The sequence below is a fragment of the Thalassolituus maritimus genome (genome assembly GCF_900156675.1).
Classification (GTDB): Bacteria; Pseudomonadota; Gammaproteobacteria; order Pseudomonadales; family Oceanobacteraceae; genus Thalassolituus; species Thalassolituus maritimus.
Genome location: NZ_FTOH01000005.1, coordinates 290,643 through 302,511 on the forward strand (window position 1 = coordinate 290,643; position 11,869 = coordinate 302,511).

The window sequence follows — 11,869 nt, forward strand, 5'->3', positions numbered from 1 at the left end:
CAGCCAGCTGTATTGACTGCCGTGATAAGCTCTACTCAAACACTAATAAGGAAATATCCGTGTCCAGAGTCATCAGCCTCACAATACTTCTCTCCCTTCTTAGTTCACCCTTCGTACTTTCAGATACTGATAGTGATGGAGATCTCATATGGGACGTCACCGATAATTGCCCTGATATCGCGAACGCTGAGCAACAGGATTATGATTCAGATGGCGAAGGAGACGCCTGCGACAGTGATATAGACAACGACGGACTCACGAATGAGGAAGAAGACAACTTCGGGGCCGATTCGTACAATTCTAACGACTACGTTATGGACAGCGATAGCGATGGGGTAAGCAATCTTATCGAAGTGCTATTGCAGTCTGACCCCATGTCAGCGGCTTCAACACCAGAGACGAAAGACAATCTAGACGTAAAATTCGGAAGTACAGCACAGTCCTTCCTTATGGTGAGCCAGGGAGGGGTTCTGATAACAAACGACAATGATGTTGACTTCTTTTTGCCCCCATATGAGTTAGAAGAAGACTATTCTTCAAATCCCTCAGCAAACGGCCGATTTGTTTTCGCAACTAACTTTACTGAAACGCAAATCATCAACCTCCTTATTACGATCGAAACTGCCCCAGATACCGTTGCAATTACCGAGCTATCCATTGATGGTGAGACATTGTTACCTACTTATGACCCATCAGTAACTGCAGTTTTGATAACGGACGGACCCCGTTTAATCTCGGTCTCTTTCTCTTATGAGCTAGTGGATGGCGAGACACCACCATACCTGAGTGTAAAACGCCTCGTTAGTGGACAAGATACGGAGCCTTACTACGATGAACTTGATAATCTCGTTGCTCCTCTGGATACATGTCCGATGGTGCAGTCTGGCTTAACAGACAGCGACGGCGACGGTCTGCAAGACGAGTGCGACTACGACGACGCAGATTCAGATTCAGACGGGGTTCCTGATGGCGGTGATAATTGCCCTAACGTATACAATCCACTTCAGGAAGCCTTAATTGAAGATTACGATTTCTTTGGCGATGCCTGTAACCCCGATGACGACTTTGATGGTATTCCAGATTCTATTGAAGATCAGCTGGATTACCGGGACTCACGGGGCGGGGATCTGATTCCTCTCCCCTGGAGTGGGTTTATGTACGATTTCGGCCTCGACTCCGATAACGACGGCGCCCACGATATCTATGAGATTAACACAGGGACAGACCCTTTCACGCCCGATGAGTTTAATACAGTGTCGCTCGTTGATTATTTACCTCTGGGAGAAATAACGTATACCTATCGATCAAATTATCCGACTATTTTGCCGGAGTACCTCGTCGAATATAATGAAACCGTGTCATCCGAAAATGAAAATAAATATAAAGATTCTACGCTCACATATTTCGGTGAACCAAGTATGACCTACTCCGTAGGTAAAAATGGTATCTACTTTCATAGTGTCGATAACCCATACACGAGAGAAGTTGAGATTATAGATATGCCACATTTTCCTTTCGAGATTCAGGAGGGTGGTATGGTTTCAACAGACAGGCCCGAGGGCTGCACTATAGAGGAAGATTGCGTGCACCACTGGTTGGTCATGCTGGATAAGGGCACTATGGAGTTTCAGGGTGAACTCCATGAATATGTCACGCTGGCGTCTCGAGCTTTTAGTCAAAATGTGTACTACATATACCTCAAAGATATCGGGCTTTACGGCACGCATTACATGAACCTGGTCGACTATAAAATCAACAGTCGCGTTGATGTTGAGGCAATTGCGGCAGCACTGCCGGATGAAGAACAAACAGGAACAACTGAGCCAGAGGCCTCATCAGGTAATGGTGGTGGCGCGGTCAACCTTTTCTGGCTGGTACTCGCTTATCTTAGCCTGCTGGCACGTCGGCGCTCAACAGTCTGAGACCGCAAGCAAACTGTTATAAAACCGGGCAATTCGCCCGGTTTTTTTATGCCTGCCGGTTTTTACACTGACAGAACCAGTCAGCAACCCTCTTTAATCAACCCGCACAAAAATACTGCTTTCCCACCCCTTGCTAAACAGGCCACAGGGTATATCTTGAATGAATACTGGCTAATGATAATTGATAACGTTATCAATGAAATATTTTCTTATTTTTATGCTCGCGGCTTGTTCTGCTCAGGTTGTCGCTGAGGCGCAGATCTTCGGGCTGGTTGCTAAGAGCACGTCTGACCCAAACTTCGTGCTGGCGTGGCAGGCATGCGACAAAGCAGCCCGGGGAAATGGAGACTTTTGCGAGTTGCTGGGCTCCTCAGAGCCAGCGAACGCGCACTTACAGGCCAGAGCTATTGAATCGGCGCTCACCAGTGATCGCTACGCTGCGATTGCTGTTTCAGTGACACAGTCATCCTTCATTGCAGATCGCCTGGATCAAGCCAGTATTCCAGTGATGACGTTTGACTCCCCCTTCAAAAAGGAGGAGAAGCTCGCCTCACTCCCGTACGTCGGCGCTGACAACGAAGCCTTTGGCCGGGACTTGGGCAGACTTGCGCTTGCAGCCGCTCCCGGGGCGGGCAGCATCTGTATCATGACAGTAGATCACGACCCTAACCTCGCAATTCGTGTCGATGCGCTGCGTCGCTATCTCGCTGGCGATCACCCGCTTAAGTCCGGGCAGCGTTTATCGGGAGAAGGTGGCTGGACGGAACCGACCCGCTGCCCCAAACTACCCAGCGCTAATCATCGGGAGGCCCTGCACCAGCTAACGGGTATTTTGCTGGATGTCCGACCCGACTTGTTAGTATCAGTAGGGCATTGGCCAATCGTCAACGAACGTGCATTTATTGCAACGATGTCCGCTCTCGGAGACGAACAGCTAAATACGCAGATTATTGCGGGTGTCGGCAAGATCAGCACAGGGCACAGAGAGATGTTGCGTCAGGGATTACTGCAAGGATTAGTAAGTATCGACTTCGAAGATATGGGACGCCTTGTTTATGAACAACTCAAGTACATGGTAAAAGGTGAAGCAGTATCCCCGGTCACATACACGAAAAGTATTCTCGTGCCAGCTCAACCTCTGTTGGATGATCAAGCGCTGAAGGTAGAGTAAGGGTAACTTGCTCACCCGGGAGGTTGAGTACCAACTTGCTCGCCACCAGCAATTGGTAATCGGCACCGAGTTCCCGAAGATCCTCAGCCGATAGAGGAGCATCCAATCTCTTCAGGTAAAAACTGCCATCGTGCGAATAGATCTTATCGCCCACAATGGGGTGCCCCTGCGCTGCGAGGTGAGCACGAATCTGGTGCTTGCGGCCGGTATGGATCCGACACCGGATTAAAGCGCTCTCCTCCTCTTTTTCGATGACATCAAACTCCGAGTGACACTGTTTCACGCTTCGGTATACAGCAGAATCAGCGTCAGAGACAGGATACATACGTGTCCGGATTTCGCTGTCTACTCGCTCTGACAAGGGAGTAAAGTCTTCCAGGTGCTCCCAGGAAGGTGCTCCCCAAACGCGCGCATAATACTCCTTAACACCCACCAGCCGGTTCAGCCGCTTCTTCCAACGTCGGTCTGCAGCCTCATGTTTTGCAATAAGAATGAGTCCTGCAGTCTCTGCATCAAGCCGATGCATCAGGCGCGCATCCCGCCACGGGGTATGCCTGCGTATTTCTGAGATCAGAGTACCGAACAAGTTACGGGTGGTGCGGCTTACGGGCAGTTGGTGGGGTTTACATATCACCATCAGGTCGTGACGTTCCCAGACGATCTGCCAACCGCTCGCTACTGCATCCTCCTGATGATCCTCCAGGAGCACTGAAAGCTCGCCGCTACCTGGTAAGTACTCAATTTCGCTCAAAGGCGTACTGCCCAGAGTGGCCCTGACAAGAAGCTGAGTACGTTCGTACTCCGAATGTCGGGGGAGAAGCCAGAAGAGAAAGTCATCAGGTGTACGCCCTTCGTCCGCCGCGCACAAAGTCGCCTTCAATAGATAACTCATAGATGGGTAAGCCCAGCCCAGACACTGTAGATAAGAAGGTAGCGCAGTGCCTTACCGATAAAAATAAGCACAAAAGAAGACTTCCACGGCAGCTTCGCGACACCGGCCAGCCCAACGAGGATATCACCCAGCAAAGGCACCCAGCTGAACAATAACGACCAACGGCCGTAACGCGCAAAAAGGCTCTCGGCAACTTGGAAGCGGCGCGGTAACTCGTGTGAACGCTCATAGAGCTTCCTTCCACCCACCCCCAACGCAAAGGTTAGCCAGCCCCCGAATGTATTCCCGATAATCGCAGCAGTAGTCACCAGCCAGGCAACCGCGCCTTGCTCCAGCAATAACACCAGATACCACTCAGACCCGACGGGAAGGATTGAGCCCGCGGCAAACGCCAGCAAAAACATAAGGCTGGCTTCTGTCATAACTTCAAAAAAGTCCCTTTCGACCATAGTGATAATACAGGTGTCTGATAAAATAAGACCCAATTTTACCAGTCAGGGCGTCTACGGTCGCCAACATTGCGGATATCAGAGGCCAACATGCTGCAGTCGTTGTTTAAAGAGAAGTACGGCATTCCACTGGATGAGATCAAGCGTCGCCACGCTTACGCTGATTCTAAGTTCATTCAGGTTCAGGGAATGGATGTGCATTACCGTGATGTTGGTGAAGGCCCTGTGCTCATTCTGTTACACGGCATGTTTTCATCACTGCACACATGGGAAGAGTGGATTGATACCCTGAAAGAAGACTTCCGGGTAATCGCTCTCGATGCACCAAACTATGGCTTAACTGGTGCGCACCCTAAAGGCATGTTTAAACATATCTACAGTGACTTCCTGAACGACTTTACCGATGCTCTCGGCATCAGTGAGTGCATGCTTGCAGGTAACTCGCTGGGCGGCTGGATGAGCTGGGAGTTTGCGGGCCGTTATCCGGAGAAAGTCAAAAAAGTTATTCTTATCGATTCGGCCGGTTTTCTGTTTGTCACTCCCTGGCTCCTGATATCGCTGGCCTTGCCCGGTGCAACCTTCTTAAGCCAGACCGTGAAGTATCCTAAAGCTGCATTCTGGGCGGTAATCAAAGATGTGTACGGTGATCGCTCTAAGGTCAAAAAAGAAAAAGTAGATCTCTATTACGACCTGTCGATGCGGGAAGGCAACCGGGCTGCTTCTGCACGTGTTGTTCATTACATACGAAATATTGGTGGTTTCCGTACCGGCTATATGAAAAACATGAATCAACCGACACTGATTATGTGGGGTAAAAAAGACCGCTGGATTCCTCTCCGCCACGTAAAATCTTTCATGAAGAAAATCCGTAATTCAGAGTCTGTTATTTATGACGACGCAGGTCATATGCCAATGGAAGAAATTCCGGAAATCAGTGTCAAAGATGCCCGCGAATTTTTATTGAGACCCTGAAACCAGCACGCTAAAGAGCGAATTAATTTCCAGAGTGAAGGGCGGCGATCATATCGGTTGCTGCCCGCTCATCGCCTGCCGACCAGTTTCTCAGGTACGAAAGGTCTTCTGAAAAATCAGCCAATCCGATCGACGATGTCACAGGCTTAACAGGCTGAGATTCGATGTATCGATATTCACCACGCTTCAGTTTCAATGCTTTCAGACAAGCGGAGTCATAACGTGGGCTATCAACACGGTTAACCACCCACCACTCGGCTTGCAAGTGGTCATGGGTAATGTCGAGTAAGACAAACCCGCGATAATAAAAATCGATAAATTCCAGATGAGGCATCACCTGCATTAACGAAGAGCCCGCTAACGCAGCCGTTGTTTTATTACTGATTCCCGGCGATGTCACCGCGGGTGTGACTAATTCGAAGCCTATCGGAGTGTCGATTGAAGTGAATGGGTCATCATTCAGTGTCATAGCCCAACCTGAGTGAATATCGCCGGTCAGCACACCAAAATTTTCTACATTGTGCCGGCGAATACAATCGAATAAGCGACGACGTGCCGCAGGATAACCATCCCACTGATCGTAATTAAATGGCTGCTCCGCCAGTCCGAATTGCGCCATCATCACTTGCTGACCAAGCAGCTTCCAGGTGACCCCCTCCTGCTGTGCTGAAGCCAATCGGGTCTCCAGCCAGGCTTCCTGCTCTGCGCCAAGTAAGGTTCTTTCCTCCGCATTGATTGCGTCGGGGGTTTCCGCCGGTGCATCCCGTCCTGCAAGGCGGGTGTCCAGCACCGAGAGATCCAGAAGGTTACCGAAGCGGTATCCGCGATACAGAGCCAGTCGGCCGGTGTGGCTGATTTCGCGAACCGGCATCCATTCGTAATAAGCCTGTACCGCTGCACTTAAGCGCTGCCCCCACTCACCCTGTATTAACGAGTGATTAGCAGCACCGCCCTGCCACGCATTATTCGCTACTTCATGATCGTCCCAGATGGCAATAAAAGCATGCTGGCGGTGCACTGCCTGAAGATCTTTATCCGCCTTATAACAGGCATGCCGGGCCCGGTAATCTTCCAGCGACACGGTTTCGCCCAAAGGCTCATTTACCCGACCGGATGCCAGCGACTCTTCAATATTGGCGTATTCGTAGATGTAGTCGCCCAGATGAAGTACGACGTCGAGGTCATGACGATGTGACAGTTCGCGATATACATTGAAATAGCCTGCGGCGTAATTTGAACAGGAGGTAAAGGCAAGCCTGAGGTGATCGACGTTCCCTTCTGGCAGGGTCCGGAATCGACCGGTATCAGACCAGTGCCCGCGGGCGTAAAACGCATAGAAGTAGGTTTTGCCCGGGAGCAAACCACGAACATCATGTTTAACAGTAAAGTCCCGCTCTGCTGAAGCCAGCCCCTCTCCTGAGGCAACAATACCCTGAAGAGAGCGATCGGTTGCTACTACCCACCGATATGGCACAAGATCCCGGTCGCCGTCAGGGCTGATTCGCGTCCAGAGAATAATAGCGTCGGTCAGAGGGTCACCACTGGCAATGCCGTGGCGAAAAGGAAATCCAGCCTGTTTTCTCTGATCTTTACCGCCGGGGAACAGAAAACCACTGGCGAGACTATCAATCAGAAACTCCCTGCGAGACAGAGGCATATCGTCGGCTCATTCTGTGACTGACGCGCACAGTAAACCCTCTGCAAATGACAGTCAGATGGCCCCCATCTGACAAAACGATGACAATTTCGCAGTCAATGCTGTCGCTATTCAACCTACCGGTCACACCAAGAGACGGGCATTCTTCTGCAGAACAGAAAATAAAGGAAAGCAGCATGTCATTGATGCGTTACCTGGGCCTGACGAAACTGAGTACAGCAGAGCTGGCCGAGATCTATACCAACGATAACTCCCGATTCTTCCATTACCGTGGTGACAATATTCACTACCGGGTTGAGGGCAGTCAGGACGAAAACGCACCAGTCCTCATCATGCTGCATGGCATCATGGCCTCGCTCCAGACCTGGGATGGCTGGGTTGAACACCTGAAGGGGAAGTACCGGATTGTTCGCCTTGATGTGCCTGGCTTCGGCCTCAGCGGTGCTATCAGTGACGGTGATACCTCCATCGAAGGAATTGTCGACCGTATCAATGCGCTGCTGGAGCACCTGAAGCTGGAGAAGGCTGTACTGGTAGGAAACTCGCTAGGTGGCTATATCTCCTGGAGCTTCGCGGCAGAGCACCCTGAAAAAGTTCAGGCGCTCGTACTTCTGGATGCAGCGGGCTACCCGATGCAGCTTCCTCTGATCATGAAGCTTTTCACAACGCCCTACCTTCGCCACCTGGTGCGGGTAGCAACGCCTCAGTTTGTTGTCAGATACATTCTCGGCGAGGTTTACGGGGACAAGCGACGCATAGCGGAAGAAAAAATCCCGTGTTATCAGGATATGATGCTGCACAAAGGCAATCCGTTATCGCTGCTGAAAATCTTTGAGGAGCTCGACAATATGACGCCTGAGAGAGTTTCTGACGTAACCGCCCCCACTCTGATTCAGTGGGGTGAGAAAGACATCTGGATCACGCCGAAGAACGCGCCACTGTTTCATCGGGACATCAAAGGGTCAGAATTGATTACTTACCCTGGTGTCGGTCATGTACCGATGGAAGAAATTCCGGAACAGTCTGTGAAAGACGCCGAAGAGTTTCTGTCACGCGTTCTCTGAATCTGCGACGGCCGCCTCATCAATACAAAGATGAGGCTGGCCGAAGACAGACAGGATGAATAAAGCGGAATCAGATAAGCGATGCATGGTGCTGGCCCTCAATTAACGATATTCACAGTTAACCGTGTGTCAGCACCAAACAGAAACAGATATTAACTACTGGCCCGATAGCAAATTCTGATCAAGGCTTCTTAGTTATTTTTGCTTATTCCTGGCTACTCTTAGCTACTTTTTACCGGTCCAACAAAATAGTGAGCCAACCGGTTGCCGGCAATCAGCGCACCAACAAAAATAAGTACACTCTCATTACCAGACAATACGTCCACAAGCGCTGGCCCCGGGCATAGCCCGACCAGTCCCCAACCTGTTCCAAACATAACGGCACCAGTAATCAGTCGACGATCAACTTCCTGCAGGCTTGGCAGGTGAAAACTCGAAGCGAACAGAGGTTTATTCCGGGATTTGCTTAATTGAAAGACGATGAAGAAGGTCACCACTGCGGCGCCCATCACTGCGATTAATTCCGGCTGCCAGCTCCCGAATACATCCAGAAATGCCCGGACTTTCTGTGGATCATTCATGCCTGAAACCAGCAGGCCAAGTCCAAAAAGGAGGCCACTCAGGAAAGGGGTAAAATACTTCATAGACTCAGCCCCACTGCATTCATCATGGCGACGGTCACAATACCGGCTGCGATAAAGGTCAGTGTCGCGACGAATGAGCGGAACGAAAGCCGGCCCATGCCGCACACTCCATGACCACTGGTACAGCCATTGCCAATATAGGTACCAAACCCCACAAGGAGCCCCGCAGCAATCAGAAGCCCAGTGTTGTCAGTAATGTTTATCGGAGTTGAATAACCTATCGCCTGCATCACCGGCCAGGCAGCCAATAGCCCGACCAGAAACGCAAGCGCCCAATGGCGCCCTGAATCCATAACCAGAAACAAACTGGAAAGTACCCCGGTCATACCACTGATGCGGCCGATACCCACCCAGAGCAAAGACGCGGCGGCACCGATCAGAAAGCCACCGCCAATTTCATCCCACATTCTGCCTCCCAAGGCCCAGAATAAAAGCGACTTAGTTTACCTGAGCCCAGGATATCTGTCCGGTTCTGTTAGCCTTGTTATACTCCTATACTACTAAGCGAATACCCAGAAACAGGAAATAACGATGTCTGCAGTACTGATGCATAGCCAGGAGGGTACGCCCCTTCACCTGATCGAGAAAGAGTACTACGCCAACTGGCTCGATAGTCAGCCGGAACACGTCAAACAATGGCTTCTGCATTCGGGCTATGCTGGCTCCGGCCACACCATCATTCCAGCAACAGACGGAAGCATTGATAGCGTTTTGTGCGTGGTTGAATCTACCGAAGATTTCTTCGTCTGTGGCAACCTTTCCAGTGCATTGCCAGCTGGAACATACACTCCCGTTTCTGACCTTTCCGATGAAAGCCTGCTGGCTCTTGCCTTCGGCTGGGGCGTCGGTGCCTACCGCTTCGATCGCTATACAGAGAAGCCTGCTATCACCGCAAAACTGGCTTTGAATAACGAAGCCATTATTGAAGAAGCACGCCGTCTAACAGAAGGCACCAAACGCGTTCGCGACCTGATCAATACACCTGCGTCTGACATGATGCCGCAGAACATATCATCAGCAGTTCATTCAATGGCCGATGAATTCGACGCAAAAGTCCGGGATATCGTGGGTTCAGAACTGCTTGAACAGAACTACCCTATGATCCATGCGGTAGGCCGCGCAAGCGAGCATGACCCTCGCCTGATTGATATGACCTGGGGAGATCCAGACCACCCTAAGGTCACGTTAGTAGGTAAAGGTATCTGCTTCGACAGTGGCGGTCTGAATATGAAACCTGGCGACTCCATGCGTCTTATGAAGAAAGACATGGGTGGTGCAGCCCACACGATTGGTCTGGCCTACCTGATCATGGCCAATAAGCTACCAGTGCGCCTGCGTCTGCTTATCCCCGCCGCTGAGAACGCAGTCAGTGGCAATGCTTTCAGACCCGGCGATGTTATTCCGACTCGCAAAGGTTTGACCGTCGAGATCGACAACACTGACGCAGAGGGCCGCCTGGTACTGTGTGACGCATTGTTCGAAGGTGCCAGCGAAAAGCCTGACCTGATGATCGACTTTGCAACACTGACCGGCGCATGCCGTGTTGCGCTCGGGACCGATTTGCCCGGCTTTTTCACCAATCAGAAGCAGCTGGCTGGCGACCTTATGCAGGCCGGTGAAAAAGTATCAGACCCTGTCTGGAACCTGCCATTATTCCGTATGTACAAAGAAGCCCTGCACAGCGAAGTTGCCGATATGGTCAACTCTGTTCCCGGCCCATTCGGGGGAGCAATCACAGCCGCGCTGTATCTGGAAGCATTCGTCGAAGAAACTCCATGGGTGCATTTCGACGTTATGGCCTGGAATCGCCGAGCACTCCGTGGGAAACCTGTCGGTGGTGAAGCTATGGGCATGAGAGCCATGTTCGAATATCTGCGTCAGCGCTATCCGAACTAAGTAAATGAGAAATAAAAAAGCCCGACTGCAAAACAGCCGGGCTTTTTCAGGAGTTCACAACGTTATCAGGCAGTCTTACTGTCAGATTCTTTGTTGTAAATATCGTCTACGGTCACCTCAATGTTCTCAGGTTTGTGGTTAACCACAGCCGAACTTGCCTGTTTCTGGGTCTTGCGTGTTCCCTTCTTAAAGAGGGTGCGACGCGCATCCAGAATAACCCGACCAAACGAACCCCAGTCCAGAGAACCAACACAGGCCATTTCATCGCCTTTATGCCAGCTTGGGTTACGGCTTTCAAAGAAAGCGATCTTAGGCACAGCACGCTCTTTGTCAGTGATCGGTGTTACGAAGTCTGACAGTGTACAGGCGTCCTCACCGAAGTCCAGAAGGCCCGTTTCACGATTGAGTGCGCCCGGGAAGATGTTATCCGCAGCAGTAAAAGCAACATTCTTCAGGTGCGGATCATCACCGTCAATGTTCGGGTAATACTTGTAGAAGTTGTTTGCCAGAATCAGGTAGGTACGGTAGCCCATAGAAATCAGGAACCAGTACATCGGCAGAGTCGGATGACGGAGACGCTCTGAAAGCAACCAGCGGAAAAATGACTGAGGGAATGCAGAATGCCCCCAGTATTCTTTTGCCATCACAGTATCACCGCTGAAGAGAATTCGGACTGGCTTGCCGTCGACTTCAATGGTGCGGGCAACACCCGTCGAGAAACCCACGACCTTGCCGTCGGTTTTGCGCTTAGCAATGTGAGCACCGGTTTTATTCGAGAAGTCTTCCAGGAACTGTTCAAACGGCGTGTTCTGGTAGTACACCTTAAACAGTTCGTACATTCCCAGACACTCGTCGAGAGTAATGTCTTCACGCTTTTTGAAGCGCATTTTGATCGGAGGCAGTTTCTTCTGCGCTGCTTTGTTCGCTGACATAGTGAGAACTCCTGTCCCTTTTCATAGGGCTCATTTATTTTATTGTTCAAGCAGTGTCAGAAAGGTGGCAAAAGGGAGGTGTCCCAATGCGACAAAAAATAATAAGAGAGTCAGAAACACCACCACGGGAATCGCCATCAATGGCGCGCAGACGTAGTGTGAATTATGTTCTTATTATTTTTATTATCGGGGCAGTGCCCCACCATCTGACGTCATCACTGTGATGACAAGAAAATAAACAACCGTTAAGTAAACTAAAATTTGTCTATT

11 protein-coding genes are annotated in these 11,869 nt (G+C 50.6%); 5 read left to right on the plus strand and 6 right to left on the minus strand.

Translation table 11 applies throughout. From position 1 onward, the window contains the following. Positions 1 to 59 precede the first annotated feature (59 nt). Positions 60 to 1,922: a thrombospondin type 3 repeat-containing protein gene (locus BW941_RS09895; protein ID WP_076515655.1), complete on the plus strand. Its 1,863-nt coding sequence runs from the start codon at positions 60 to 62 to the stop codon at positions 1,920 to 1,922. 196 nt (positions 1,923 to 2,118) lie between these two features. Continuing rightward, entirely contained in the window at positions 2,119 to 3,093 is a 975-nt protein-coding gene (locus BW941_RS09900; protein WP_076515657.1) for a substrate-binding domain-containing protein, read from the plus strand. Here the strand turns inward: BW941_RS09900 and BW941_RS09905 are convergent. Together BW941_RS09905 and BW941_RS09910 are read right to left on the minus strand one after the other, a co-directional pair. Next, positions 3,023 to 3,985, minus strand: coding sequence for an RluA family pseudouridine synthase (locus BW941_RS09905; RefSeq protein ID WP_076515659.1), 963 nt, complete (start codon positions 3,983 to 3,985; stop codon positions 3,023 to 3,025). The genes BW941_RS09900 and BW941_RS09905 overlap by 71 nt on opposite strands. Further along, the gene (locus BW941_RS09910) at positions 3,982 to 4,407 is read right to left on the minus strand and encodes a YqaA family protein (protein ID WP_076515769.1); all 426 of its coding nucleotides are present in this window, start codon (positions 4,405 to 4,407) and stop codon (positions 3,982 to 3,984) included. Before BW941_RS09910 ends, BW941_RS09905 begins: the two co-directional genes overlap by 4 nt. A gap of 117 nt (positions 4,408 to 4,524) precedes the next feature. Between BW941_RS09910 and BW941_RS09915 the strand changes: the two genes are divergently transcribed. Beyond that, positions 4,525 to 5,406 carry an alpha/beta fold hydrolase gene (locus BW941_RS09915; protein ID WP_076515661.1) on the plus strand — a complete coding sequence of 294 codons (882 nt, stop codon included), beginning with the start codon at positions 4,525 to 4,527 and terminating at the stop codon, positions 5,404 to 5,406. Positions 5,407 to 5,428: 22 nt separating this feature from the next. On the opposite strand, the gene BW941_RS09920 is transcribed toward BW941_RS09915, so the two are convergent. Next, positions 5,429 to 7,063, minus strand: a complete 1,635-nt coding sequence (locus tag BW941_RS09920) for an alkaline phosphatase D family protein (protein ID WP_076515663.1) — start codon at positions 7,061 to 7,063, stop codon at positions 5,429 to 5,431. A 176-nt stretch (positions 7,064 to 7,239) separates the two neighbouring features. Between BW941_RS09920 and BW941_RS09925 the strand changes: the two genes are divergently transcribed. Next, positions 7,240 to 8,127 (plus strand): alpha/beta fold hydrolase, encoded by an 888-nt coding sequence (locus BW941_RS09925; protein WP_068444051.1) that lies wholly within the window; start codon positions 7,240 to 7,242, stop codon positions 8,125 to 8,127. 221 nt (positions 8,128 to 8,348) lie between these two features. On the opposite strand, the gene BW941_RS09930 is transcribed toward BW941_RS09925, so the two are convergent. Beyond that, positions 8,349 to 8,771 (minus strand): DUF6691 family protein, encoded by a 423-nt coding sequence (locus tag BW941_RS09930; protein ID WP_076515665.1) that lies wholly within the window; start codon positions 8,769 to 8,771, stop codon positions 8,349 to 8,351. Further along, the gene (locus BW941_RS09935; protein ID WP_076515667.1) at positions 8,768 to 9,178 is read right to left on the minus strand and encodes a YeeE/YedE family protein; all 411 of its coding nucleotides are present in this window, start codon (positions 9,176 to 9,178) and stop codon (positions 8,768 to 8,770) included. The genes BW941_RS09930 and BW941_RS09935 overlap by 4 nt, the downstream gene beginning before the upstream one ends. 124 nt (positions 9,179 to 9,302) lie before the next feature. Between BW941_RS09935 and BW941_RS09940 the strand changes: the two genes are divergently transcribed. Continuing rightward, positions 9,303 to 10,667, plus strand: coding sequence for a leucyl aminopeptidase family protein (locus BW941_RS09940; RefSeq protein WP_076515669.1), 1,365 nt, complete (start codon positions 9,303 to 9,305; stop codon positions 10,665 to 10,667). A gap of 65 nt (positions 10,668 to 10,732) precedes the next feature. On the opposite strand, the gene BW941_RS09945 is transcribed toward BW941_RS09940, so the two are convergent. Then, positions 10,733 to 11,599, minus strand: coding sequence for a hypothetical protein (locus tag BW941_RS09945; RefSeq protein ID WP_076515672.1), 867 nt, complete (start codon positions 11,597 to 11,599; stop codon positions 10,733 to 10,735). Positions 11,600 to 11,869: the final 270 nt, after the last annotated feature.

Coding starts and splice junctions, on each gene's coding strand:
- BW941_RS09910 (WP_076515769.1), bottom strand. CDS start 4,407: ATGACAGAAGCCAGCCTTATGTTTTTGCTGGCGTTTGCCGCGGGCTCA.
- BW941_RS09930 (WP_076515665.1), bottom strand. CDS start 8,771: ATGAAGTATTTTACCCCTTTCCTGAGTGGCCTCCTTTTTGGACTTGGC.
- BW941_RS09905 (WP_076515659.1), bottom strand. CDS start 3,985: ATGAGTTATCTATTGAAGGCGACTTTGTGCGCGGCGGACGAAGGGCGT.
- BW941_RS09900 (WP_076515657.1), top strand. CDS start 2,119: ATGAAATATTTTCTTATTTTTATGCTCGCGGCTTGTTCTGCTCAGGTT.
- BW941_RS09940 (WP_076515669.1), top strand. CDS start 9,303: ATGTCTGCAGTACTGATGCATAGCCAGGAGGGTACGCCCCTTCACCTG.
- BW941_RS09920 (WP_076515663.1), bottom strand. CDS start 7,063: ATGCCTCTGTCTCGCAGGGAGTTTCTGATTGATAGTCTCGCCAGTGGT.
- BW941_RS09925 (WP_068444051.1), top strand. CDS start 7,240: ATGTCATTGATGCGTTACCTGGGCCTGACGAAACTGAGTACAGCAGAG.
- BW941_RS09945 (WP_076515672.1), bottom strand. CDS start 11,599: ATGTCAGCGAACAAAGCAGCGCAGAAGAAACTGCCTCCGATCAAAATG.
- BW941_RS09915 (WP_076515661.1), top strand. CDS start 4,525: ATGCTGCAGTCGTTGTTTAAAGAGAAGTACGGCATTCCACTGGATGAG.
- BW941_RS09935 (WP_076515667.1), bottom strand. CDS start 9,178: ATGTGGGATGAAATTGGCGGTGGCTTTCTGATCGGTGCCGCCGCGTCT.